Here is a 25842-nt window from a genome sequence, read left to right on the forward strand (position 1 = left end):
CCTTTTAGCGTTTGAAGATCCATCTCTTTTGGACGTAGTAACTCAATACGAACAACACACTGTCGACGGCGACCTTGAGGATGACCTCGCCGTCCCGGAACAGCAGGAACAACACGTAGACGAGACTCGCCGACAGCGCCATCTGCACAGCGACCAGCCCAAAGTATTTCAACATCGAGCGCTTCGCTTTCGATTTGAAGACGACTTTCCGGTTGACGTAATAATTGAATAACGAAGACACGATTCGCGCCAAAACCGTCGCCACGATGACATGGACTGATTCGAACCATGGATTCAATAAGAAAATCAACAACGCGTAAACGCCGATGTCCATTAAGAATGAAGCGACTGATGATAAAGAATAGGCCAAAAACATGCGATAAATGAGAATCGAATCGATGACTGGACGAAAATGTGAAGACGCGTTCTCGTCAACGTATACCGTTTCGATCGGTGTTTGATGGATCGGTACTTGCAATCGTTTCGTGAACGTCAACATGTTCATCTCGAACTCATAGCGGTTGCCCGGAATATCGATCAGTTGCTTGGCATAGCGGAGCGGAATCGCCCGCAGTCCGGTCTGTGTGTCGTTCAGACGGAGACCGCTGCCGAGCAACATGACAAATCTCGTCATTTGATTGCCGAACCGGCTCCGGAACGGAATCGCAGGCGACGAGAAATCACGACAACCCATGATCAGATGATGCGGCCACTTCACCCCTTCATCGTACAGGTTACGGACGTCCGCCGGCAGATGTTGTCCGTCCGCATCGACGGTGATCACGCCGGTCGTCTCCGGGTACGCATCGACGATGTGGCGGAGCCCGGTCTTTAGCGCTGCGCCTTTGCCGGCATTTTGTTCATGCTCGAGCACAGCGGAGACGTCCGCCTTTACGCCATCAAACACGGCACGGCACGTATCGGCACTGCCGTCGTTCACGACGATGACATGGACGAACCCTTTGTCCTTCAACTCCTGGACCAGTGTGACGAGCGCTTGATCAGGGTTATAGGCCGGTATTAATACGACATAGTCGTCTAAACGTTCCACGGCATGCATTTGCATCGCCACCCCTCCTTCTTTCCTCTTATACCCCAGTCAGACGAAAGTGATACCGAGACAAGAAAAAAAACGTGATGGCTTTGCGCCATCACGTCAAACAGACGAGCTGATGATTCATCCGGTAAAGATGAGATATGAAGAAACGGCGTAGACGAAGACGACGAGAATCGAAGGAAGGGCGTATCTGACTTTCGATGTCACGTCTTTGCGAAGGACGCTGTACATGACCAAGATCGACAGAATCGTGATCCCGATCGCCGTGACCAAGTGTGATGCCGACACATCCGCTAAAATCGACCCGTTCTGATAAAATACGTCCGACATGGCGATGATGAGCATGTTGAAGATGTTGCTCCCTAAGATCGAGCCGAACGCCAAGTTGACGTTACCGAGTTTCAAGGCGACGAATACCGCGACCGCTTCAGGCAGCGACGTCGACGCCGCAATCAAGAAACTACCGACGAAGCTTGAACCGAGCCCTGTGACGACAGCGATCTGGTCACCCGTGATCGACAGCGCCGTCCCGGCCGCCATGATGACGAGTGCCGCGATAACAAACCCGACGCCGGCTTGTTTCACTGAAATCGTATCAGTCACGCTCGCACCGACTTCTTGCTCGACTTCTCGTTCGGCCGTCGGTTCTTGAGGCCGCTTCCCGATATAGTAAATCCCAATCGCATACAAGACGGCAATTAATATCGCGTCAATGCCAATGCCTAGTACCGTATAATCAATCCGGACGATGAGCGCGATCATCGTGACGAGCGTCAACATCAATCCGAGACTGGCCGTATATAGGTGGTCTCGACTTGCGTCATTGAACAGTCGCTTTTGACGATAAAATAGATCGAACATCGCCAAAATGAAGATGTTGAACAAGTTCGAACCGAGCATGTTCCCGATCGCGATATCCGGGTTGTTGATCAAGACGGCGGATACGCTCGTCGTCACTTCCGGAAGTGACGTCGCACCTGCAAGCAAGACCGTCCCGACGAGCATCCCGCTCATCGTCGACTTCTCACTGATGACATCAGCGTACGTCGATAATTTTATGGCAGCATACACTGTAATCGCAGCGGCCAAAATAAAGTAAATAAATACCATGTAAATTTTTCTCCCCTTTTCATGAATTCAAAAAGACCTTTTTATGGACGCCGAAAACGCATCCATAAAAAGGTCTTGCGGACTTGGTAAGAAGCTCGATGGACCGAGTGCATACGCACCGTAATGACGACCCATCGACCACGTTCGTGGTCGCTACTCCCCTTCTCATGTTCATGACGAATATAACACGTTCAAGGTCACTTGACAATCATTTCACTTCAACAACGTGATGACGTCCTCAGACCGGAGCGCGGCCCGGTAAGATAATTCGTTGATTGCTTGCAAGACGGGAATTGACAAGTCTTGTCTAAGACCGCTGTCTTGCAGTTGGTCTTTCAGCGTTTCGAGTTCAAGCCTTTCCGCTTCAGAGCCGTGACGATAGCCTTCCCGCATCGACTCGTTCAACTCGTAAGCAGTTTGACAAAGCGTCGACGACTCTTGGAGCCAATCGTCTTCGTGGAACCCATGCCCGATCACATCGAACAGTTTGTTCAACTTCTCGTCACGGTCTTCTTCGACACCGTAGAACAGCAAATTCAACTCGATCTCAAATTCATCGATCAAACTCGTCGTCTGACTGAAAGGCTGAAGCGCGTGGAGCAGCTCATGATAGTACCAAGACTGATCACGAAGTGGCCGCTTGAATCGTCCCCACACCTGCTTTCCTTCACGCTCAATGTCGAGTCGGATCGAGCGCAGATTATGTAACTTGTCTGCCGCTAGAAGCGCGACTTCATCATACTGGAGAGTGTGCACTTTCTGAATCGTCATCCGCTTACGTTCTTCCCACGAGTGATGCTTCCCCGGTTCCGAAACGGCTTGGACTAACCGGGCGACTTCTCGTCCGAACTCCTGTTCAATCTCCTCGGCCGTCGTCAGCGTGTCTTCTAGTAAGTCATGGAGCAGTCCGGCCGCTACGACCGGAATCGGCTGCCGGTCTTCGACGAGCAACATCGAGACGGCGACCGGGTGGGTCACATACGGAATGTTCGTCCCTTTGCGAAACTGTCCGTCATGACGGACGGCCGCAAAGCGTAAAGCCTCTTCGATCAGCTGGTGCACGACGCTTCCCCCTTCAAATTTGTTTACTCACTCCTTCCTGTTATACCCATGACTAGGACTTATCACTCACATCCGCATTTAAAATATAGGGTAATGGTCCTACCGGCAGACTTCATCAAGACTCGTAAATCATTTTCTTTGTCATTCCACCATCGACGACGAGGTTATGTCCGTTCACGAAATCGTTCATCGGATCGATCAAGTACGTAACGGCACGGACGATATCTGTCGTCGTACCGACCCGGCCCGACGGATGTTGACGATGGTCGACGTCTCGCAACGGTTCGTCGGACGTATGGATCCAACCTGGGCTGATCGCGTTCACCGTAACCGGTCGAGACGCGAGCGAGACGGCCATCGAATTGGTCAATGCGACAATCCCGCCTTTTGACGCTCCGTACGCTTCCCAGTCCGGCTCGTTTTGGTGCGCGCGCGTCGAGGCGAGATTGATGATGCGTCCATACTCCGCCCCTTCATTTAGCGTCAAAAATGCTTTTGAACAAGCAAACGTCCCGACAAGGTTGACATCGATGACATGTTTAAACGTCTCGACGTCCAACTCTTCAATCGGGGTCTCAAGTGACGACACGCCCCCATTATTGATTAGAATATGTACGACACCGAAGTCTTGTCCAATCTTCTTGAAAGTGTTGGACACGTCCTCATGGTTGCCTAAATCCATCTGTATGAACGTCACATCACGAAGCAACGGGTCCTCTCCAATGTCGAGTCCGATGACGTGATAAGACTCCGCAAAATGATGCGCGAGCGCGTAACCGATCCCTTGACTGACTCCTGTAATGATCATTGTCTGTTTCATCGTCTATCCCTCCTCGAAATCATTTACCCGGAATGTGCTTACTTAAGTCCTGCCGTACGCCAAAGCGTTTGATCGGACGTCGTCACGACCGTCGCTCCGGCCGCGAGTGCTTGCTCAACTTCGTCTAGCGACGTAATCAATCCGCCCGCGAACACGGGGATACCCGTCTGTTCTTTGACGAGCCGGATGTATTTAGGGACGAGCCCCGGCAAGACCTCGATGTAATCAGGTTGCGTCCGATTGATTAACCGATAGCTTTTTTCGAGCGAGCTCGAATCGATCAAAAATAGGCGTTGCACGGTCTTGACTTGTTTTTGTTTCGCCTTTAGGATCACATTCCCTTTCGTCGAGATGATGCCGTACGGTTTATACGACTGACAAATATATTCGGTCGCGAACTCGTCGGCCTTCAATCCTTGGATCAAATCGAGATGGACGAAGACCTGCTTACCGTGCGTCTCAAGCAACCGAAAGACCGCATCGAGACGCGATATGTGGATCTCAAGCAAGACGCCGATGGCGAATTCACTTTCCAGAAAAATTTCTACATCCCGCATATCACGAAGCGCAGGCAAAATCGATTGGTTCTCAAACATTTGGCCGCCACACCCTTTCCATTTTCTTTCATTATTCGGACAAAGGCTTTATGAAATCAAGGTTTATGAATTCAATATAGCGGGAAAACGATTACAACTTGTGTGGAGGGGGACTCATCTTATGGTAAATGAAGTCGAGGTACGGATTGAAACACCGACACCGGAGCAACATCAACAGCTCAGGGTCAAGGCCGGAATGCCAAAGCGTTCAGACAAAGGAACGATTAAAGGACTGGCCAACACGCTATTCGGTGTGTGCCTATATAGAAACGATGAGATGGTCGGCATGGGTCGCGTCGTCGGGGACGGGGGGATGGTATTCCATCTGGCCGATATCGTCGTCGACCCGGATTGCCAAGGCCTTGGGCTCGGGAAGCTGATCATGGAACATTTGATGGACTGGATCTTGAAAGAAGCGGACGAGACGGCCATCATCAGCTTGATTGCCGACATCCCGGCCGACGGGCTGTACAAGCATTTCGGTTTTGACTATTCGCGGCCAGAATCGGTCGGCATGGAGTACCAGTGGAATCAAGACTAGTCGCTGTGGACGGCGACTCGTCACAAAGGGGTGACGTATGGAACTATTGAATATTATCGTTTTACTCGGTTTAGGACTGACCGTCATCTCCGTTCTTAGCCTCATCATCGAGCGACTCTTCTTCCCGAGTATATTGGCATTTATCGCGATTGGGGTCGCCGTCGGCTTCTTCTGGGATGGGAACGAAGTGTTCAAGGTCGCCGGTGAGATTGGGATCATCTTATTGTTTTTCTTGCTCGGACTGAAGTTCCCGTTAACAGAGCTCGTCAAGCGAATGAAACAAGTTTGGAAAGCAGGCGTTTTAGACATCGTGCTCGCGTTTGGTGTCACGATCGGCATCGCTTTGCTGTTCGGGCTCGATTTTCCGCAAGCTTTCTTGATCGGGGCCGTCCTTTATGCGACGAGCTCGTCCATCTCGGCCCGGTTGCTCGAACGGAACCCGGACAAGCACGAAGATATTAAAGAATTCGTGCTCGCCTTGCTCATCTTTGAAGACATCTTCGCACCACTCATTTTGACCGTCGCTCCGTTCATCATTCAAGACGAACCGATTGCTTTCTCTGACATCGGCAAAGTGTTCGTCGGTTTCCTCGTGTTCGGGGTATTATTGTTTGTCGGATCACGCTTCGTCACGAAACAACCGAAGATCGCGAAGCACCTGCTACGTCAGGACGATGCGAGCATCGGCTTGATCGGCTTGATCTTATTCTTCGCGGGCATCGGCATGATATTCGGGTTATCGGAGATACTCGGAGCGTTCATCGCGGGGATCATGTTGGCCGGCATTCACGACGTCAGACCGTTGAAACGTCTGACCGTACCGGTCCGTGATTTGTTCTTACCGATTTTTTTCATCTCATTCGGAATCTCGATCAACCTCGAGCAAGGAGTGATCATCAACACGCTCTTCTTCGTCTTGATCGTCTGGGGCGTGCTGTCGAAGTGGATCGTCGGCCGTGTCGGCGGCAGGCTGTACGGGTTGACGCGGGTTCAAGCGAACGAGGCCGGTTTCTCGCTCGCACCTCGAGGCGAGTTCTCGATTCTTTTCACCGCGCTCTCGAACGGTGCCATCAACTTGTTCGTCGGATTATACATTTTCGTTTCCGCCATCATTGGCATCGTCTTGTTCCGCTTCTCTGAAAGTTTAGCGGCGAAGACGGAGCAGACGCTCAAAAGAGTCTTGCCCGAGGAAACTGATAGAAAACCTGACCAAACCGATAAAGGAGACTGAAAACTCATGGTTGAAGTTGCCTTCGTATGTATTCATAACTCATGCCGCTCTCAAATGGCAGAGGCGATCGGACGCGATGTGCTCGGAGATATCGCCCGCGTCCACTCAGCCGGCACGGAAGATTATCCGGAAGTAAAGCCGCTCGCGCTCGAGGCCGTCCGGGAGATCGGTCTTGATCCGTCGGGTCAACACCCGAAACGGCTTGACGAGATTCCGGACCGGCTCGACTATTTGATTACGATGGGTTGCGGGGTCGAGTGTCCGTACGTACCGACGACATATCGGGACGACTGGGGGCTCGACGACCCTTCCGGTCAGCCGCTCGAAGCGTTCCGGGAGACGCGTTCGCAAATCATCACGAAGATGAAGCAGTTGCGCGAACAGATTTTGAACGACTATCCTGAACTCCAAAAATAACGGGCCCTCTTAGGAGGACCCGTTTTTTAGTCGCCATCAAACCGACGACGCTTTGTTCGACTGTTTCCGTTTCCGCCGCTTCCGCCACAAGACGAAAGCGATGATCGCGATGACGAGAAGCGCGTACATCACGTATGAATACACGTCGAGATAGCCTAAGATCGATTCCCAGTTCTCCCCGACCCGAATTCCAATATAAATCAGAATCGAATTCCAGATCACCGTTCCGGCTGTGCTCAACAGCAAAAATTTAAGGAACGGCATGTTCGACATACCGGCCGGCAGCGAGATCAAACTCCGAACGACCGGCATGAGCCGACCAAAAAAGACCATCCAGCCGCCATAGCGGTCAAACCACGCGTCCGCTTTTCGGACGTCATCGATATCGAGTCGAATCCACTTCCCGTGTCGTTTCGTCCACCGCTCGATTTGTTCGACGTCTAAATATAATCCGATGCCATACAACAAGACCGCTCCTAAAATGGCACCCGCTGTCGCCGCCAAGACGACGACCCAGACAATCAAGTTTGTTTTGACCGCAAAGAACCCACCGAACAGCAAGACGACTTCTGACGGGATCGGCGGGAACACGTTCTCGATAAAGATCATGAACGCGATGCCGAAATAACCGTACTGTTCAATGATACTGATCATCCAATCTCGCATAAATCCATCAACCTCCAATATGACGTATTATACCCGTCCATGAACGTCGGCAATCGTTCCGACGTGCTAAAATGAATCGACAACGAAAAGGAGATGAAAGCAACATGGAAGAGACGTCACGCTGCCCTTGGTGCGGCACAGACCCGGACTACGTTCGGTATCATGACGAGGAATGGGGCAAGCCGGTCCACGATGACAAGAAACATTTCGAATGTTTGACGCTCGAGAGCGCGCAGGCAGGGCTCAGCTGGATCACCATCTTACGGAAGCGTGAGAACTATCGGCGCGCGTATGCCGATTTCGATGTCACGCGCGTCGCCGACTATACCGATGTCGACATCGAACGGCTGCTGTCAAACGATGGCATCGTCCGTAATCGCCGCAAGATTGAAGCGTCGATCAACAACGCCAAACGGTTTCTCGAGATCCAGCACGAGTTCGGTACATTCGATGCGTACATCTGGTCGTTCGTCGACGGAAGGGTCATCAACAACGACTGGACGTCGGTCGAAGAGGTTCCGGTGACGACGGAGCTATCGCATCGCTTGAGCACAGACTTGAAACGACGCGGCTTTAAATTTCTCGGTCCGACGACCGTTTACGCCCATCTGCAAGCGACCGGTCTCGTCAACGACCATCTGATCAACTGCCCCGCCAAATGATTTTTTGTTATTTTAGTCAATGATGAAAAATAAACGTGCAGCCGATTCAATTTTGTGACAAAATCTTGTCAAGGTATAAGATATAGATTTTGAAAACGTTTTCACAACTGAATGAGGGGGCTGTTACATGAACGGAATTTTAGTTTCCATCACGATTTACATGGTGCTCATGGTCGTACTTGGCGTCGTCGCCTATCGCCGTACAGAGAGCATCGGCGACTATATGCTCGGAGGAAGAGGGCTCGGTCCAGGCGTAGCCGCCTTGTCGGCCGGGGCATCTGACATGAGCGGTTGGCTACTGATGGGCTTGCCGGGCGCCATGTTCGCGACCGGTCTCTCGAGTGGGTGGATCGTCATCGGGTTGACGATCGGCGCCTACTTGAACTGGCTCCTCGTCGCCCCGCGTTTACGCACGTATTCGTATTTGTCAGAAGATGCGATCACGATTCCAGACTTCTTCGAAAAGCGGTTCAAAGATTCTCGGGGCACGCTGCGGACGTTCTCAGCCGCCGTCACCTTGATTTTCTTCACACTGTACGCGACGAGCGGATTCGTGGCCGGCGGCCGGTTGTTCAACGCCGTCTTCGGCATCGAATTTGTGACGGGCGTCTTGATTTTAGCGTCGATCATCATCCTGTATACGTTCATCGGCGGGTTCCTCGCTGTCAGTTGGACGGACTTCGTCCAAGGACTGATCATGTTGTTCGCGCTAATTTTCGTTCCGGCGATCGCGATCACGGCGACTGATGGCGTCTCGAACGCGCTCCAAACGATCGGTGATATCGATTCGGCGCTGCTCGATCCGTGGACGGGCCAATCGTTCATCGGGATCGTGTCTCTATTCGCCTGGGGGCTCGGTTACTTCGGACAACCACATATCATCGTCCGCTTTATGGCCATCGAAAAATTACAAGATATTAAGACCGCCCGCCGGATCGGCATCTCGTGGATGCTCTTCACCGTCGTCGGGGCGATGGCGACCGGATTGATCGGTCTCGCCTACTACACGCAGCAAGGACTTGAGATCGACAATCCAGAAAATATTTTCATCAATCTATCAGACCTATTATTCATCGACTTGATCACGGGCGTGTTACTCGCTGCACTGCTTGCCGCCATCATGTCGACCATCTCGTCGCAGTTGCTCGTCTCGTCTAGTGCGGCGACGACCGATTTCTATCAGAAGTTTTTCCGCAAACAGGCAGGTGACCGTGAACTCGTCATGGTCGGCCGGATCACCGTCATTCTCGTCTCGGTCATCTCGATTTGGCTCGCCTTCGGTGCTGATGATACGATCTTGAACCTCGTCGGCTACGCTTGGGCCGGTTTTGGTTCCTCGTTCGGCCCGCTCATCTTGTTCAGCTTGTTTTGGAAGCGGACGACGCGCCAAGGCGCACTCGCGGGCATGTTGACGGGTGCATTTATCGTCATCGTCTGGAAGAACTTCGCCAGCGACTGGTTCGGGACCGTCGGTGAACTGTATGAGATGATTCCAGCGTTCTTCTTGTCGGCGCTTGCCATCTATGTCGTCAGTTTGATGACACCGCCACCAAGCACGACAATCACGAACGAGTTTGAACAGATGGAGCACATATTGAAAAAAGAAGGCATCTGAACCGCACAAAGTACCGGGATCCACTACCCCGGTACTTTTTTGTCTGTCGTGACAAAAGGAGATTTAGCGCTTTTGCCGAACTCCTCTATATACACGTTCGATTTCAAACGAAAGGAAGTGACCACTCACTTGAAACGAGTGATCTTGCTAAAACAACCTGCCCTGCTTTTGTCCCTCCTTTTCCTGTTCGGCTGCACCTCAGCCGATGTCGAAACTACGCAACCCGAGCAAACTGAGAATCCGCCGGTCGAGACGGAACAACCGGTTGATACCGTGCCCGAAGAACCGGAACCGGTCGTGACGACGACGTCCATTTACGCGATCGGCGATATTTTATTGCACGACTCCGTCTACAACGCCGCCAAGAACGGTGACGGCTATGACTTCACCCCCGCGTTTGAAAAAGTTGCGCCCGCTTTGGCCGAAGCCGACATTACCGTTGCCAACCAAGAGAGCATGATCGGCGGCAGTGACATCGAATTGTCGAGTTACCCTGCCTTCAATAGCCCCTACGAGATCGGTGATGCGTTGCAAGAAGCAGGCATCGACCTCGTGACGACAGCGAACAATCACACGCTCGACCGCGGCGTGAAAGCGATTGAGAATTCAATCGCCTACTGGAACTCGATCGATATGCCGTATACCGGTTCGTTCTTATCCGAAGCAGATAAAGCCAACGTCCGGACGCTGACCGCGAACGACATCTCGTTTGCGTTCCTCGCCTACACGTATGGGACGAACGGTGTCGTACCGAAGCAGCCGTATCACGTCAATTACATTGACGTCGAAGCGATGAAACGAGATATCGAGGCGGCCGAACAAACCGCCGAGCTGACCGTCGTCGCACTCCACTTCGGGAATGAGTACGAGCCGCTCCCGAACGAAACGCAAGAAACACTCGTCCAACAACTGTCCGATCTTGGTGTCGATATCATCATCGGCCATCATCCGCACGTCCTGCAGCCGACGGCCTGGGTCGACGGCGCTGCAGGCAATCGAACGTTCGTCGCCTACTCACTCGGAAACTTCTTGTCTGGCCAGCAAGGCGATGAGCGGAATACGGGCGGCATCGTCGGTATCGACATCGTCAAGACAACCATCGACGGCGAATCGACGTTTGAGCTCACGAACCCGATGTTCTATCCGACGTTCACACGGCAATCGAGCGCGGGCCATTTCGAGGTCGTCCCTCTCCAGTCCGCCAAACCTGAGCTATTCAACGAGACGAGCGAGCATATGAAACAATGGATGCCAGAACTCGAGATCATTCAGTGACGAACCACTTTTCATAAGTGGTTCTTTTTTTTTTAGGAAAACCATTGCTTTCCACCCCAGCATCCTTTAATGTAAGTTGTATATTTATAAAAACAGATGAATAATTATGTATAAGGGGTGCAACGAAATGAAACAAAAACTCGTATTAGCTTATTCAGGTGGATTGGATACTTCGGTCGCCATCAAATGGTTGAACGAACAAGGGTATGACGTCATCGCTTGTTGTTTGAACGTCGGGGAAGGCAAAAATTTGGAGCATATCCAACAGAAAGCGCTCAAGGTCGGCGCCGTCAAATCAGTCGTCATCGATGCCGTTGATGAGTTCGTCAATGACTTCGCTCGTTACTCGATGCAGGCTCACACGATGTACGAAGGTGTCTATCCGCTCGTCTCCGCCTTATCACGGCCGCTCATCTCGAAAAAGCTAGTCGAGGTCGCACAAGCCGAAGGAGCCGTCGCTGTCGCTCACGGCTGTACCGGCAAAGGCAACGATCAAGTCCGGTTCGAAGTATCGATCCACGCGCTCGACCCGTCGCTCGAAATCATCGCACCGGTCCGGGAATGGAAATGGTCGCGGGAGGAAGAAATCGCCTACGCCGCCAAACACGATATCCCGATTCCGATCGTGCAAGCAGAACCGTTCTCGATCGACCAAAACATTTGGGGTCGTGCCGTCGAGTGTGGCATCCTCGAAGACCCGTGGGCCGCTCCGCCAGCAAGCGCCTATGAATTGACGGCGCCGCTCGAGGATACGCCGCATGAACCAACGTACGTCGAGATTGAATTCAAACAAGGCGTCCCGGTCGCCCTCGATGGGAAACCAGCGACGTTCACGTCGATCCTTGAACAATTAAACATCGCCGCCGGCGCCCACGGGATCGGCAAGATCGATCATATCGAGAACCGGGTCGTCGGTATCAAGTCGCGTGAAGTGTATGAGGCACCTGGGGCGATGACGTTGATCACGGCACACCACGCGCTCGAGGCGTTGACGCTCGTTCGTGAAGTCGCCCATTTCAAACCGATCGTCGAACAAAAATTGACCGAGACGATCTATAATGGCCTGTGGTATTCACCGCTCACGAAAGCACTCCTCGCCTTCATCGATGAGACACAACAGACGGTGACCGGAACGGTGCGGATGAAACTGTTCAAAGGTCAAGCCATCGTCGACGGACGGAAGTCGCCGATCTCGCTCTATGATGAACAACTTGCCACGTACACGTCAGCCGATACGTTCGACCAACAGGCTGCCGTCGGCTTCATCAAACTTTGGGGCCTACCGACAAAAGTCCAGGCCGAAGTGTTAGCCGAGAAAGGATTGATGCCCCATGAGTAAACTATGGGGGGGACGGTTCGAGCAGACAGCGAGCGAATGGGTCGACGAGTTCGGTGCCTCGATCCATTTCGACGCCCAGCTCGTGCTAGAAGATATCGAAGGGAGCATCGCCCATGTGACGATGCTCGGAGACCAGCACATTTTAACCGCTGACGAGTCCGAACAGATCATCGGCGGTCTGAATATCCTCGCTGAGAAAGCGCAAGCCGGCGAGCTGTCGTTCAGCGTGTTCCATGAAGACATCCACATGAACCTCGAGTCGTTACTTCGCGAGGAAATCGGTCCGGTCGCCGGGAAGATGCATACGGCACGCAGTCGAAACGACCAAGTTGCGACTGACATGCACCTGTATTTGAAGCGTCGCGTCGGTGAGACGATCGAAGGCATTGAAGCACTACAGACAGCGCTCTATAACCATGCGGCAAACAACGTCGAGACGATCATGCCGGGCTACACGCACTTGCAACGGGCACAACCGGTCTCGCTCGCCCACCATTTGCTCGCTTATTTTTGGATGCTCGACCGTGACAAGGAACGCTTCAGTGACAGTTTGAAACGGATCGATATGAGTCCGCTCGGTGCCGGTGCGCTCGCCGGGACGACGTTCCCGATCGACCGCCATCGGTCGGCCGAGCTGCTCGGTTTCAGTCGGGTCTATCCGAACAGCCTCGACGCGGTCAGCGACCGTGATTTCATCTTAGAATATTTATCAAACGCATCACTCCTGATGATGCACTTGTCACGGTTTTGCGAGGAACTGATTTTGTGGAGCAGCGAAGAATTCAAATTCATCACGATCTCAGACGTGTTCTCGACCGGTTCGAGCATGATGCCGCAAAAGAAAAACCCCGACATGGCCGAGCTCGTCCGCGGCAAATCAGGTCGTGTCATCGGTAACCTGATGGGTCTACTCACGATCATGAAAGGTCTGCCGCTCGCTTACAACAAGGACTTGCAAGAAGATAAGGAAGGTATGTTCGACACGGTCAAGACACTTCAAGGTAGTTTGAGCATCATGACCGGCATGATTCAAGACATGACGTTCCACGCTGACACGATGAAACAAGCGACCGAGCGCGATTTTTCGAACGCGACCGAGCTCGCCGATTACTTGACCGCGAAAGGACTGCCGTTCCGCGAGGCCCACGAAGTGACGGGTACGCTCGTCCGCTACTGTATCGAGCAGCGCCTCTACTTGTCAGAGCTTCCTTTAGAGACGTATCAAACTCACTCCACTTTGATCGGGATTGACGTCTACGAGGCACTCTCACCGGTCACGGCCGTCAAACGCCGGAATAGCTACGGCGGGACCGGCTTCGATGCGGTACGGACGCAACTTACGGAAGCGGCCACAAAACTTCATCAACCAACGAGTTGACACGAAAGCACCTGGCCAATCATGACCAGGTGCTCATTTTATGCTTGCCAACGTAAATCACTAGATGTTAACCTATATGTAGTCAACGTTAACAGAAATGAGGTTTACATATGAAAATTCATGATTTGACACAAGTGGCCATCGGTGCTGCATTGCTAGCTAGTATCGGTTCTGTCGCCATCCCGATCGGACCCGTCCCGATCACGCTACAAATGCTCGGCATCATGACGATCGGCGCCATTCTCGGTGCCAAAAAAGGCGGACTCGCCGTCGTCGTCTATCTACTTCTCGGAATGATCGGTCTCCCGGTGCTCAGCGGTTCCGGCGGCTTGGCTCCGTTCGTCGGCCCGACGGTCGGTTATTTGATCGCGTTCCCAATCGCTGCTTACTTGATCGGGTGGTTGTCGGAGCGATATCGCTCTTTCCCCGCCCTCGTTGCCTACAACTTGTTGATTGGTCTCGGTTTCGTCTATCTCGTCGGCAGCCTTGGCCTCCAAGCCGTATTCGGTCTATCGTTTATCGATGCGCTTAAAGTGAACATCCCGTTCATCTTCGGCGACGTTATTAAAGCGGTGCTCGCCGCAGCCATCGCCGTCAAAGTCTCGGCAAATTCGCAAGTCCGACGTTTACTTGCTTCGTGAGTGTTCAAACGTTTCGCCTTCTTCCTTATGTGGAACTTATATAGTATGGAAGGGGGGTGTCCTTATGAGCGATTCAACGTTTAAAAAACGCTTGATGAAAGCGACCCATCTCCATCGCTCCACAAAAGGACCAAAGCGCGGCAAAGATGAATCGCGTGATGAGAAACGCGACACAGAGGCGTTCGAACGACGACTCCGTGAAGCGAAGAGCAAAGTCGGCGAAATCCAAGAAAACATTGATCATATTTCTAGACGCTAAAAACCCCGTCCACGGACGGGGTTTTGTTGTCATTTCTTTCGTCGCGGCCGGATGAACAGTGCGACGATGAACGAAAGCGCCAGGACGACGAGCAGTCCGAGCGAGATGTCATTGAAGCCGAGCAAGTTAAGGGTGACGCTGATGGCGACGGCGACGTAAAATCCGCCGAGCGCTTTCTTGACGAGCTGCGAACTGAACCGTTGTAACTGCTTCGCCCCGATCGGCGAACCGATCATCGCACCGGCAATAAGCGCCAAACCGTGCCAATAGTTCGTATCAGCACCGGCGACCGCGTAATTGATCACGCCCGAGACGACGATGAGGAACGCCGCGGCGATACTCGTCCCGACAGCCCGTTTCATCTCGGTGTTGAGCAGTTTGACTTGGAGCGGGGTCAATACGAACCCGCCGCTGACGCCCATGAGTGACGAGATGAATCCGCCGAACAGACCGATAAAACCGAGTCGTGGCACCGATTCCGATCCGATACTTCCCTCCTCATGTTGCTTCGAACGGAAAAACGAGACGGCGAAGTATGTGAGTAGCGCGATGTAGGCGAGCGAGATAACGGGCTTCGCACCGTCGAGCGTCTCTAAGTAAAAGACGAGCGGCGTCGCCACCCACGTCCCGACGACCCCGAACGCCCCGATCAAGAGGGCGTGTTTTGGATTGACGTTCTTCAGTTTGAGATGTGAAATCGTCCCGGCCGTCGTCGACCCGAGCGTCAGCATCAAGCTGAGCGCGATGGCCGCACTCGCCTCATATCCGAAGACGAGTAAGAGCGGCGTGAGTAAGATACCGCCCCCGATGCCGAAGAATCCGCTCAAAATCCCGATGAGCGTTCCGAGCAGTAAAAATGATAGTAACGCAGTGACATCCATATAGAACCCTTCTTTCATTCATTCTCGTTAGCAATCATATCAAAAAGGAGCGCAAGATGCGCCCCCACTCATAACGACCGCTCTAAAAAGTCGAACAGTTTTTGACGGTACTCCGTCTGGAATGATTCGTGTGACGCCACGTGTCCGTCATTGTCGGTCACCCAGAGCTCGATCCCGTCATTTTTCTCCACCAACTGCTCACTTTCAGACACTGGGATGGCGTCGTCGCCTTTCCCGTGAATGAGCAGGATCGGGGCCTCAATTTGAGCGACATCGTCAATCGGCTTCACGATATCCGCGTCAAGGCCAGTGAACCACGGCGTCACGGTCATGATGACCGGTGTGAACGGGAAGTTCGGCAAATCGCTCCATATCGGCAGATTCGTCTCGAGATAACCGCGAAGATCGCTAAACGGACTGTCGGCGATGACGGCCGCGACATCCATCTCATCGGCTGTCGCGAGTGCCGTCGCCGCTCCCATCGATACGCCGTATAGGACGATCGGTCCATCCGTCCGCTCATTCGCAAAATCGATGGCCGCCATCAGGTCCGTCTGTTCTTTCACCCCGACCGTCACGCGGTCTCCTTCCGAGATGCCCGAGCCACGAAAATCAAACGTCAAAAACTGGTAGCCTTGCTCATGGAACTCAGGGATGAGTTCTTTCAGCGGCAAGTCGGACTGCTCGCGGTTTTTCCCATAACCATGGGCGAAGACGATCGTCGCCCGTGGCGTCGGATGAGGAATCCACCAGCCGTACAGGTCGCTGTCGTCCTCTGCCTGGATCGTCACGTTCTCATATTTGATGCCGAGCGCCTTTGGCGTGAACGTCAGCGTCTCCCGCACCGGCGACGTCAATTGGTCGCCGATATGGGCCGAGATGCCGACGACGGCCAACATGGCCACAATCACCACGACACTTACCGCAATTCCTATATATTTTCCCCATCGACTCATCGCCCGACTCTCCTTCATCTTCAAAATATTGCCCGATCGTTTCATCGGAGCCAGCTCCGTAACGCAATCAAGGCGTGTTGCACCGGCTCCCATGTCGACGCCGGGATCAAGTAACACGTTGCTTCATGGATCACGAACGTCTTGACGTCCGCCCGCTTGACGATGTTCTCCCCGATGGCACCGAACGGGTCGCTGTTGACGTCCGTATGTTCGAACGTCTTCCACACCCGTTCGCCATTCTCGTATAAGGCGCAACCGAACTGCTTCACCGGTCCGTCGATCCCATATTCGGCATAATGCCATAACGTCGTCGCATCGAGCGGCGACCCGAGATGGAGGATACGAGCGTCTCGTTCAATCATTTTTTCGATTGGTGACCCTGGTCCGAATCCGATATCGGTCGTGTGATTCGCGACCAGTTGCTCGGCGTCACGACCCCAGGCCGCGACCGACCACATCGGATGCTCGCTCCGGTGTACGTCCGGATACGTCCGGAACAGCTCGGGGACGCGGCCCATGCCGCGAGTCGCCGTTTTCCGTTGATCAAAAGCAGGCATCTCGGCTCGGATTTCGTCCCACCACTCGCTTGGGACGGGCGGCGCCTCCCATTCGGCCGGGTCGGAGTTGTCCCCACTTTGAGTCGCCATCATGATGAGCCCGGTCGGCCCGACGACGTCTTGTAACGCTTCGATCACCGCCTCCGGTCCGCCGCAAACCCACCCAAGCTTGGATAACGAGCTGTGCACGAATAATGATTCCCCCGACTTGATGCCGCTCTCGCGCAACCGGGCGACCAAACTTGATCTTGTTTCCATATGTTTCATCGGTTTCACTCCACAACGAGCTGGATCGTCGACCCGCTTCTTGATTTTTTCACTTCGATCCGCGCATCGACGCGGTCTTTCAACTCTTGGACGTGGCTGATGACACCGACGAGACGTCCGCTCGACTGCAGCGACATCAACAGTTCGATCGCCTGGTCGAGCGATTCGGCGTCGAGCGTCCCGAATCCTTCGTCGATGAGCATCGTCTCGAGACTGACACCGCCGCTCAGTTGCTGGACGACCTCGGCCAACCCGAGCGCGAGGGCGAGCGAGGCTTTGAACCCTTCTCCACCCGACAAGTTTTGGACGCGCCGGGATTGTCCCGTATAAGCGTCAAAGACCAATAATTCGAGTCCAGATTTTGCGTTCCCTTTCGCCGTCTCGACTTTTCGCTCGAGTTGGAACTGCCCACTCGTCATCAGATCAAGATGAATGTTGGCCGCATGTAAAATCTGATCGAAGAACGCCGTCTGCACATACGTCTCGAACGTCAGTTTCTGTGGGTTCAAACCACGACCCGTGTCGGCGATCAGTTTGACCGTCTCGAGATTACGTTGCTCGTCTGCGGTCTGGTCTCGAAGCCGGTCCCATTCCGAAATGACATGGCGATGGCGCTTCAATTGGCTGTCCGCTGTGACGAGTTGTTCCGCCAATGCGTCGAGACTTGCCTGCGCTGTCGTCAATCGGTCGTTTAACAGAACGAGATCCGGTTTGACCGCATCACCGATCTTGTCGGTCAATGCGTTGAAGCCATGTTCGAGGCGGATCCCGTCTGCCTGTTCTTCCGCGAGTTGTTCTTGCAGCGACGACAACGTGTCGATCTGTTCGACGTGTGTCAAAAAGACGTCACGGCTCAATTCGTTTTTCGCTAGCGACTCCTCGAGCTCGGTCTCGGTCTGGTCAAAACGTTTCTGCTCGAGGTCGAGCCGTTCGTTCAGAAGCCGCAAACGTTCTGCTTCGGTCCACTTCAAGCGTGTCACGTCTTCGAGTTCGCGTTCATACTGCGCGATAACTTGCTGCAGTCGTTCGAGCCGCGTCGATTGCGCGTCACGTTCGGCTTGCAGTTGTTGCAGCGAGGCCGCGTCCGGTTGCCGCATCGCTTGCAGCCGTTCTTGGACGGCTTGCAACCGCTCGAGCAATTGCTGCCGTCGCTCCGTCAGTTCGCGTTTCTCTTTCTCTAATCGTTTTAGTTCTGTCATGACCGTGCGGTACGTGCGTTCCGCTTGAGCACGCGCCCGCTCTTCATCTCGAAGCGAACGGATGAGTCGCTCTTGCAGAGCGGTCGCCTCTTGAACCGACCCGGACAAGTCGAGTGCCTGTCTTGACGATTCGAGTTCGCCTCGGACTTCTTCGGCCTGTTGCTTCAACGCCCGGTAGTCCGCTCTCGCCTCGTGCAAGGCCGCCTCATATTGTTTCAGCGCCTCCGTCGCGGCGACGAGCTCGCCTTGGTCACTCGTCACCTCGTGCGACGCGACCGTCCCATGGGTCCGCGATCCACATACGGGACAAGGCTCACCGTCGACGAGCGTCGCACTGAGCTTCTGTGCCCATAACGCCTGCTCTTCATGCATGAATTGCTCGACGATATCCGACTGGGCCTTGTGACGCCGTTGTGCTTCCTTGCCGTTGCGCTCACACGATGCGAGCCGCTCCGTTACAGCTTGAAATCTTGCCTCGAGTTGCGCGTGTGCCGTGAGCCGGTCATACTTCCGTTCAGCTTCGACGAGACGGTTCGGTGTCGTTTCCTGTGCGAGCTCTGCTGACAACACCTCTTCTTGCCGTCTCAGTTCGGTTAAACGGGAATCGTCCTTGAAGACGGCGAGTTGGTCGGTCAAGCGTTTCAACTCGTCTCGCTCTGTCACGGCGGTCTGCCATTCGTCAACGAACGGAAGCATGTCATCGATGGCTTTCAGACGGGCGGTGATCGTCTCGACTTCTTGCTTCGAAGTCGCGATGCGCTCCGTCTTGGCGTGGAGCTCGTCTAGTTTGCTCGCGTATTGTGTCAACCGTGTTTGAACAGCGTCGATGTCATGATTTAGCCGTTCGATATCTTGTCGATTCGCCAAGTAGCGATCATATAACGGCCGGACACGGCTTGACGCCTCCAACCGTTCAATCAATCGGCGGCGCTCCAACCGGTCGGCTTCACCCGATTTGTAGCGTTCAAGGGCGCGTGCCTGCTCGTCACGTTCGACGAACAAACGGACGAGCGCGTTCGCCTGTTCGAGTTCGCTCCGTATCGCATCGACCCGTTTCGATTGTACGTCCCGTTCGCCTCGTAACGACTCGGTCGCCGTCAGCAGACGCTCTTCTCTGGCCTCGAGCCAGTCCTGAATCTCCGGCAAGTTACGCTCGGCGACGGTTTCGATGTCATCGTCTTCAAGTTCGAGCAGCTTCAAGCGTGTCGTCTCGGTCGCCCACTCGACTTGTTTCCGATACTTGCCATACCGCTCGACCCAATTCTCTTGAAACGCTCGATACGCCTCGGTCTTAAAGATCGACTGGAGGATCTGTTGTTTCTTCATCGAGTCCGAGTCGAGTAGTTGGCGGAACTGGTTTTGCGGGAGCAGCAGGATTTGGCTGAACTGCTCATAATCAAGTTGCAGCAACGATTCGATCTGCTGCTCGACATCCCCGACTTTCGTCGCCAGCGGTTTCCAGCTGTCCGCCCATTCATAGAGGACGGCCTCATGCGGGATCGGTGTCTTATTTTTCGGGTGCGGTTGTTGGGGCTGGCGGACGATCCGGTACCGCTCCTCACGAATCGTGAATGAGAAATCGATCTCCGTCTTTCGTTCCGGTTCGGCGTATTGGCTTCTAAAATCGCTGGCGTTCCGGAGGGCACCGCTCGCCCGTCCATACAAGGCGAACGTCATCGCGTCAAAAATCGTCGTCTTGCCGGCGCCGGTTCGTCCACTGATGACGAACATCGAGCGCCCTTCAAGCTGTGTGAAGTCGATCTGTTCCGTCTCGGCGTAAGGACCGAATGCGGTGATCGTCAATCGTTCAGGTCTCATATCGGTCCATCTCCTTCCACGAATCGTCGTACCGTCTCATCGGCGTCTCGGCCATGGACAGCTTTATAGAACTCCATATAGACGTCCTCGATCGACTGCCGTTCGAGCGTCTCACGCTCGAAGCGGGACGTCTCGTCTTGGCGGCGCAACAGTTCAAGCTCGAGATGCAAAATGTTCGGATAGACGGTCCGCAGTTTCGCCATCGGGTCGAATAACGCAGACTCGTCGGTCAAGACGATTTTCAAGTAATCATCCGTTTTCTCGTCTTGATAGAACACCGGATCGAGTAGTTCATTCAACGTGCCCGTCAAGATGCGCAAGTCGCGTCTTGCTTGAAGCGGACGACGGCGGCGCGTCCATCCTCCGTCCCATTCGATGACGTCGACCGATTTCACGTGGTTCGCCTCAGAGAATGAATATTTCATGAGCGAACCGCTGTAGGCGATCTTATCATCGCGGAGCGCGTCACGGTTATGGAGATGGCCGAGCGCCGTATAACCGAACGGTTCGTATAGTCCTTTGGCGACTTGTCCGGCCGTACCGACCGACAGTTGCCGCTCAGAGTCGGTCTCGAGACCGCCAGCGACGAAGCTGTGGCCGATCCCGACCGCTCGGGCATCGATGGAACCGAACGATTCGACGACGGACGTGAGCGCGTCGTGATGGGTCCGGATCGTCTCGTCTTGCAGCGTGTAGCGGATTCGGGCCGGTTCTAAAAACGGCATCAAGTAAAATGGGATGCCCGCGACGATGATCGGTCCCGAACCCGGCTCATACTTCCCGACGATATGGAGCCCGACTTTCGTCAACAGTTTCGAACTATATTGGAGCCGTTCGGCCGAATCGTGGTTGCCGGCGATTGCGAGCACGGGGATGTTCCGCTCGAGCACGAGCGCTTTCCACATCTCATCGAGCAAATCGACTGCTTCAACCGGGGGAACGGACCGGTCGTATAGGTCTCCCGCGACGACGATTGCGTCCGGCTTCTCCTCGTCGACAATCTGTAGAAACGCTTCAAATAAAATGATGCGTTGATCTTCTGTCATGTGGCGGCCGTGGACGATTTTTCCTAAATGCCAATCGGCCGTATGTATCCATTTCATTCGTCCTCACCTCTCTTCCCATTCTAGCATTTTTCACCGTAACGATTCGACGTCTTGACACTTGTTTTCGAAACAGCGACAGTTAATAGGAAAGGGGGACGTTCGATGGAGTCCACAACTACTTGGCAAGCTTTCCTTCGCTTGTTCCGAGTCGCAAAACCGCCGAAACAATTGTTTATCGGTGCCGTATTGATTTCTTTAGTCCAAGCGATGGCGGCCCTCGCCATCCCGCTCATTTTGCAACGTGTCGTCGACAATTGGAGCGAGGCCGTGCTCGACGCCCGGCTCGTCGCCATTTTTGTCGTCGCTTTTCTCGTCCAAGTCGTCTCGAGCGCCATTTCCATCTATTGGCTACATATCGTCGGACAACGCGTCGTCGCCAATCTCCGGACGACGTTATGGGAGCACCTCGTCGCGTTGCCGATCCCGTTCTATGACGGTGTCAAATCGGGGGACCTCGTCTCACGCCTGAACAACGATACGACGACGCTGCAACAGCTGTTGTCGGAACAGAGCGTCCGCCTGCTCACTTCGTTCGTGTCGGTCATCGGGGCCGTCGGTATCTTGTTCACGCTCGACTGGCAGATGACGCTCGTCATCTTGTTCTCGGTCCCGACGACGCTCGTGATCGTCATCCCGCTCGGCCGCAAACTTCGAACGATCGCCAAGAAGACGCAACACGAACTTGGCGGGTTGTCTGGATTTTTCGCCGAGCTGCTCGGTGAGATCCGGCTCGTCAAATCACAGGCGACCGAACGTGAGGAAGTCGCCGAAGGGAGCCGGCGGATTGAACGCTTGTTCGATTACGGTGTGAAAGAAGGACGGATCCAAGCGATCTTGATCCCGCTCTTGAACGTCACACTGACGGCGATGCTGATCGCCATCCTCGGTTTCGGGGCGTACCGTGTCTCGACCGGGGCGTTATCGACCGGGGCGCTGCTCGCTTTCATGCTCTACTTGTTCCAAATCATCACCCCGCTCATCACGATGACAGAATTTATCACGCGCCTGCAAAAGGCTCGCGGCGCGACCGAGCGCATCTCTGAACTGCTCGCGGTCGAACCGGAACGTTACGCCGCTGCCACGGAACACATCCAACAGTCGACACTGACGTTCGAGGACGTCACGTTCCGCTATGATGAGCAACCAGTCATCGACGCCATCTCGATGACCGTGCCGTTCGGGGCGACGACCGCGATCGTCGGACGGAGCGGCGCCGGCAAGACGACGCTGTTCGCGCTCGTCGAACAGTTTTACGTTCCATCGTCGGGGCGCATCCTGTACGGCGACCGCGACATCGATTCGTACGGCCGCGACAATTGGCGGCAAGTCATCGGTTATGTCGCCCAAGACTCACCCGTCCTCTCGGGAACGGTCCGCCAGAACATCTTGTACGGCCTGAAGCGTGACGCGACCGAGACCGAGATTAAAAACGCCTGTGAGATGGCGAACGCTTGGTCGTTCATCGATACGATGCCGAACGGCCTCGAGACCGAGATCGGTGAACGCGGTGTCCGTTTATCGGGTGGCCAACGGCAACGGCTCGCCATCGCCCGGGCGCTGCTCCGCGACCCCCAAATCTTGTTGCTCGATGAAGCGACGTCGAGCCTTGATTCAGAGTCCGAGCGTGTCGTCCAAGAGGCGCTCGACCGGCTCATGCGAGGACGGACGACGCTCGTCATCGCCCACCGCCTCTCGACCGTCCAACACGCCGATCAAATTATCGTCCTCGAGAACGGAGGAATCAGCGGACTCGGTACGCACAAGACGCTGCTTCAAGACAACGAATTATATGAACGGCTCGTTAAACAGCAACTACTAGGAGGAAATCAACCATGAAGACAATCGGATTTATCGGACTCGGCGTCATGGGTCAATCGATGGTCAGAAACTTAATGAAGGCAGGCTATACCGTCCAAGCGTACACGCGGACGAAAGACAAGGCCGCCGACCTGCTCGCGGAAGGTGTGACGTGGTGTGACTCCATCGAAGCGGCGTGTCAAAACGCCGATGCGGTCATCACGATCGTCGGCTATCCGTCAGACGTCGAAAGCATCTATTTCGGTAAAGGGATGATTCTCGACTCCGCCGAACCCGGCACACTCGTCATCGACATGACGACGTCGTCACCGAAGCTCGCCGAACGAATCGCTGAGGCCGCGATCGACCGCAGCCTGCTCCCGCTCGACGCCCCGGTCACGGGCGGCGATGTCGGCGCCAAGAACGGGACGCTATCGATTCTCGTCGGCGGTGGCGAATTCGCGTTCACGAAAGCAATGCCGCTGTTTGAAGCGATGGGGCAAGCGATCGAACGGATGGGATACGCCGGGAGCGGCCAGTACGCCAAACTCGCCAACCAGATCGCGATCGCCGGCATCATGATGGGCAACGCCGAACTGCTCGCCTTCACGAAGCGTGCCGGGCTCGACCCCGATCAATTGCGCCAGACGATCCGTGGCGGCGCGGCCGGCAGTTGGACGCTCGAAAACCTGGTACCTCGCATGATCGTCGAAGATTATTCCCCAGGCTTCTTCATCAAACACTTCATCAAGGACATAGCGCTCGCCCTCGAGAGCGCGCAAGAGTTAGGTGTCAAACTCCCGAGCCTCGAGCTCGCATACCGACTCTATTCGATTTTAGAAGAGAACGGATATGGTGAGAACGGGACGCAGGCGCTCATCGAATACTACATGCACCAGGACGTTTGAATCGACGTTGTTGTGGAATTAGTAGTACAGAAGGGAGTGATCATGATGCCTTGGAATATGAAAGATTATCCAGAGTCACTGAAAAACTTCGACCCGCTCGTCAAAAAGAAAGCGATCGATATCGCCAATGCCCTCATAGCTCAAGGGTATTCCGATCAAAAAGCGATACCGATCGCGACAGAACAGGCTAAAAAGTGGCATGAACATGCGACGAATGAAGAGAGACAAGACTTTAAGGATGCGCCCGATCCACAGAAGTCGGATCGGCACGGATCATAAAAAAACCACGGCCGGCTGAGATTCAGCCGACCGTGGTTTCGTTTGCTTGTCTTTCTGCTTTGATTTCAAGGTAGAGCCCGCCGAGCGCCGTATGAAGATACGGCTGGACGAAGATATAGGCGATCCCGCCTGTCATGAGGACAAGCACGTACCAACCGATAAAGCTTGCATACAGCCTGAGCATGATCTGTTTTTTCCCGCGCATGAGGCGTCGGCTCTCACGCATCGCCGTGAACGCCGTCAGTTCGGGCTGATCGCGCAGGATGAACGGGACCATTCGATACGTCAAGTAAAACCAAACGCCCGGGACGATCAAGAAGAGCATGAGCACGTTCAGTCCAAGATAGAACACGGCGTAATACGTGACGGCACGGACGTAGTCTTTAACGGACCCGAACGACTCGAGCAAAAGACCGAACCTTGGTTTTTCCGCTTTGGCGATGTCGAGAAAAATCCAGTTTCGTCCCATTTCGAGCGGGGCGAGCAAGACGGTCGCACCGTACAAGAGACCGATCGAGACGAGCATGACGGACGGGTCCGTCGATGACAAATCGAGTTGCGTCGTGATCATCGCTTGAACGAGCATCGTCGAGAGCACGGCAAGGAGTGAGATCCCCCAGTTTCCGGACAACATCCGGAGCGCAAATTGTTTATAGACTGCTGATTGCATGACGTCACCTTCATTATCGTTTTTTTCATTATAGCAAAAAAACAGTCATCCGACTGTTTTTAGCGTGTCATTTGCTCGAGCAGGTTTTGAAATTTCGCCTCGTCGAGTCTCCCGTCCGTCCGAACGCCGTTGCCGACATGGACGAAAGGAACATCGAGCCGGGCGACGAGTTGAGCGACGTTGTCCGCCGTGATCCCGGCTCCAGGCAGTATCGTCATCGTCGCCGTGTCCCGCATCGCTTCGAGACGTTCGATCCCTTCAACGGCCGTCACCGCTCCCCCGGACGTCAAAATTTGATCGACTTCCGGAAATCCGTTCAACACGTCCAGCGCTTGAATGAGATCAGCCGCCTCGTCGATCGCCCGGTGGAACGTGAGCGCCATGTTACCTTTATGCTTGATGACCTCGCCGAGCAGCCGTTCATCGATTCGTCCGTCTTCCGTCAATGCGCCGAAGACGATCCCGTCGGCCTCGAGCTCACGGCATAGCCCGACATCCGCCAAAATCGTCTCACTATCATCTTCGCTGTAGACGAACGAGTCGGTATGCGGCCGGATCATAACGTGGACAGGGATCGTGACGTTCTCCAATACGTTACGGATCGTCCCGAAGCTCGGGGTCGTCCCACCGGCACGCATATCGGCAATCAGTTCGAGCCGATTCGCCCCGTATCGTGCCGCTGCTTTCGCTTCGTTTAACGTCGTGACGATGACTTCGATCATAAATGACTCCTCC

26 protein-coding genes are annotated in these 25842 nt (G+C 54.2%); 13 read left to right on the top strand and 13 right to left on the bottom strand.

The features are described 5' to 3' along the window. Positions 1 to 4 precede the first annotated feature (4 nt). From EVJ20_RS04065 to EVJ20_RS04085, 5 genes are all read right to left on the bottom strand, one after another. Complete coding sequence (locus EVJ20_RS04065; RefSeq protein ID WP_131504729.1) at positions 5 to 1066, bottom strand: bifunctional glycosyltransferase family 2/GtrA family protein; 1062 nt, start codon at positions 1064 to 1066, stop codon at positions 5 to 7. A 111-nt stretch (positions 1067 to 1177) separates the two neighbouring features. Next, positions 1178 to 2167 (bottom strand): sodium:calcium antiporter, encoded by a 990-nt coding sequence (locus EVJ20_RS04070; RefSeq protein ID WP_070327186.1) that lies wholly within the window; start codon positions 2165 to 2167, stop codon positions 1178 to 1180. Between the two features lie 213 nt (positions 2168 to 2380). After that, positions 2381 to 3229, bottom strand: a complete 849-nt coding sequence (locus EVJ20_RS04075; protein ID WP_131463588.1) for an HD domain-containing protein — start codon at positions 3227 to 3229, stop codon at positions 2381 to 2383. A 115-nt stretch (positions 3230 to 3344) separates the two neighbouring features. Beyond that, the gene (locus EVJ20_RS04080; RefSeq protein ID WP_131463590.1) at positions 3345 to 4049 is read right to left on the bottom strand and encodes an SDR family NAD(P)-dependent oxidoreductase; all 705 of its coding nucleotides are present in this window, start codon (positions 4047 to 4049) and stop codon (positions 3345 to 3347) included. Between the two features lie 38 nt (positions 4050 to 4087). After that, entirely contained in the window at positions 4088 to 4645 is a 558-nt protein-coding gene (locus EVJ20_RS04085; protein ID WP_131463592.1) for a glycerol-3-phosphate responsive antiterminator, read from the bottom strand. A gap of 121 nt (positions 4646 to 4766) precedes the next feature. Between EVJ20_RS04085 and EVJ20_RS04090 the strand changes: the two genes are divergently transcribed. The 3 genes from EVJ20_RS04090 to EVJ20_RS04100 are packed head-to-tail and all read left to right on the top strand — an operon-like array spanning position 4767 to position 6834. Next, entirely contained in the window at positions 4767 to 5186 is a 420-nt protein-coding gene (locus EVJ20_RS04090; RefSeq protein ID WP_070327182.1) for a GNAT family N-acetyltransferase, read from the top strand. 37 nt (positions 5187 to 5223) lie between these two features. Continuing rightward, the gene (locus tag EVJ20_RS04095) at positions 5224 to 6417 is read left to right on the top strand and encodes a cation:proton antiporter (protein ID WP_131463594.1); all 1194 of its coding nucleotides are present in this window, start codon (positions 5224 to 5226) and stop codon (positions 6415 to 6417) included. Between the two features lie 6 nt (positions 6418 to 6423). After that, complete coding sequence (locus tag EVJ20_RS04100; protein ID WP_131463596.1) at positions 6424 to 6834, top strand: arsenate reductase ArsC; 411 nt, start codon at positions 6424 to 6426, stop codon at positions 6832 to 6834. Between the two features lie 36 nt (positions 6835 to 6870). Here the strand turns inward: EVJ20_RS04100 and EVJ20_RS04105 are convergent, their stop codons facing one another. Beyond that, entirely contained in the window at positions 6871 to 7500 is a 630-nt protein-coding gene (locus EVJ20_RS04105; protein ID WP_131463598.1) for a DedA family protein, read from the bottom strand. A gap of 104 nt (positions 7501 to 7604) precedes the next feature. Between EVJ20_RS04105 and EVJ20_RS04110 the strand changes: the two genes are divergently transcribed. The 7 genes from EVJ20_RS04110 (at position 7605) to EVJ20_RS04140 (ending at position 14669) form a co-directional block, all read left to right on the top strand. Next, the gene (locus tag EVJ20_RS04110) at positions 7605 to 8162 is read left to right on the top strand and encodes a DNA-3-methyladenine glycosylase I (RefSeq protein WP_070327178.1); all 558 of its coding nucleotides are present in this window, start codon (positions 7605 to 7607) and stop codon (positions 8160 to 8162) included. A 127-nt stretch (positions 8163 to 8289) separates the two neighbouring features. Next, on the top strand, positions 8290 to 9777 hold the full coding sequence (gene putP / locus EVJ20_RS04115) for a sodium/proline symporter PutP (protein WP_131463601.1): 1488 nt from the start codon (positions 8290 to 8292) through the stop codon (positions 9775 to 9777). A 138-nt stretch (positions 9778 to 9915) separates the two neighbouring features. Continuing rightward, positions 9916 to 11052, top strand: coding sequence for a CapA family protein (locus tag EVJ20_RS04120; RefSeq protein ID WP_236636180.1), 1137 nt, complete (start codon positions 9916 to 9918; stop codon positions 11050 to 11052). Between the two features lie 127 nt (positions 11053 to 11179). Beyond that, positions 11180 to 12391, top strand: coding sequence for an argininosuccinate synthase (locus EVJ20_RS04125; RefSeq protein ID WP_070327175.1), 1212 nt, complete (start codon positions 11180 to 11182; stop codon positions 12389 to 12391). Next, positions 12384 to 13769 (top strand): argininosuccinate lyase, encoded by a 1386-nt coding sequence (gene argH / locus EVJ20_RS04130; protein ID WP_131507141.1) that lies wholly within the window; start codon positions 12384 to 12386, stop codon positions 13767 to 13769. Before EVJ20_RS04125 ends, argH begins: the two co-directional genes overlap by 8 nt. 110 nt (positions 13770 to 13879) lie before the next feature. After that, the gene (locus tag EVJ20_RS04135) at positions 13880 to 14410 is read left to right on the top strand and encodes a biotin transporter BioY (protein ID WP_016510846.1); all 531 of its coding nucleotides are present in this window, start codon (positions 13880 to 13882) and stop codon (positions 14408 to 14410) included. Positions 14411 to 14474: 64 nt separating this feature from the next. Continuing rightward, positions 14475 to 14669 carry a hypothetical protein gene (locus EVJ20_RS04140; protein ID WP_016510851.1) on the top strand — a complete coding sequence of 65 codons (195 nt, stop codon included), beginning with the start codon at positions 14475 to 14477 and terminating at the stop codon, positions 14667 to 14669. A 29-nt stretch (positions 14670 to 14698) separates the two neighbouring features. Here EVJ20_RS04140 and EVJ20_RS04145 read toward each other — a convergent pair whose 3' ends face one another. The 5 genes from EVJ20_RS04145 to EVJ20_RS04165 all read right to left on the bottom strand — a co-directional run bounded on the left by EVJ20_RS04145 (position 14699) and on the right by EVJ20_RS04165 (position 21450). Then, complete coding sequence (locus EVJ20_RS04145) at positions 14699 to 15550, bottom strand: sulfite exporter TauE/SafE family protein (protein ID WP_131463605.1); 852 nt, start codon at positions 15548 to 15550, stop codon at positions 14699 to 14701. A gap of 68 nt (positions 15551 to 15618) precedes the next feature. Next, positions 15619 to 16506 (bottom strand): alpha/beta hydrolase, encoded by an 888-nt coding sequence (locus EVJ20_RS04150; RefSeq protein WP_131507143.1) that lies wholly within the window; start codon positions 16504 to 16506, stop codon positions 15619 to 15621. Between the two features lie 41 nt (positions 16507 to 16547). Beyond that, positions 16548 to 17330: an aminoglycoside N(3)-acetyltransferase gene (locus tag EVJ20_RS04155; protein ID WP_201738342.1), complete on the bottom strand. Its 783-nt coding sequence runs from the start codon at positions 17328 to 17330 to the stop codon at positions 16548 to 16550. Positions 17331 to 17335: 5 nt separating this feature from the next. Beyond that, entirely contained in the window at positions 17336 to 20347 is a 3012-nt protein-coding gene (locus EVJ20_RS04160; RefSeq protein WP_131507145.1) for an AAA family ATPase, read from the bottom strand. Continuing rightward, complete coding sequence (locus EVJ20_RS04165; protein WP_131507147.1) at positions 20344 to 21450, bottom strand: exonuclease SbcCD subunit D; 1107 nt, start codon at positions 21448 to 21450, stop codon at positions 20344 to 20346. The genes EVJ20_RS04160 and EVJ20_RS04165 overlap by 4 nt, the downstream gene beginning before the upstream one ends. Positions 21451 to 21555: 105 nt before the next feature. Between EVJ20_RS04165 and EVJ20_RS04170 the strand changes: the two genes are divergently transcribed. From EVJ20_RS04170 to EVJ20_RS04180, 3 genes are read left to right on the top strand one after another with little or no spacing between them, the layout of a single operon-like run. Continuing rightward, entirely contained in the window at positions 21556 to 23289 is a 1734-nt protein-coding gene (locus tag EVJ20_RS04170) for an ABC transporter ATP-binding protein (protein ID WP_131507149.1), read from the top strand. Beyond that, positions 23286 to 24158: an NAD(P)-dependent oxidoreductase gene (locus EVJ20_RS04175; protein WP_131507151.1), complete on the top strand. Its 873-nt coding sequence runs from the start codon at positions 23286 to 23288 to the stop codon at positions 24156 to 24158. The genes EVJ20_RS04170 and EVJ20_RS04175 overlap by 4 nt, the downstream gene beginning before the upstream one ends. Positions 24159 to 24200: 42 nt before the next feature. Next, positions 24201 to 24437, top strand: a complete 237-nt coding sequence (locus EVJ20_RS04180; protein ID WP_070327164.1) for a hypothetical protein — start codon at positions 24201 to 24203, stop codon at positions 24435 to 24437. 22 nt (positions 24438 to 24459) lie between these two features. Here the strand turns inward: EVJ20_RS04180 and EVJ20_RS04185 are convergent, their stop codons facing one another. Together EVJ20_RS04185 and EVJ20_RS04190 are read right to left on the bottom strand one after the other, a co-directional pair. Continuing rightward, the gene (locus tag EVJ20_RS04185) at positions 24460 to 25107 is read right to left on the bottom strand and encodes a DUF975 family protein (RefSeq protein WP_131507153.1); all 648 of its coding nucleotides are present in this window, start codon (positions 25105 to 25107) and stop codon (positions 24460 to 24462) included. Between the two features lie 59 nt (positions 25108 to 25166). Then, complete coding sequence (locus EVJ20_RS04190) at positions 25167 to 25829, bottom strand: copper homeostasis protein CutC (protein WP_131463621.1); 663 nt, start codon at positions 25827 to 25829, stop codon at positions 25167 to 25169. Positions 25830 to 25842: the final 13 nt, after the last annotated feature.

It is taken from the genome of Exiguobacterium sp. SH0S1 (assembly GCF_004337165.1).
GTDB lineage: Bacteria > Bacillota > Bacilli > Exiguobacteriales > Exiguobacteriaceae > Exiguobacterium > Exiguobacterium aurantiacum_A.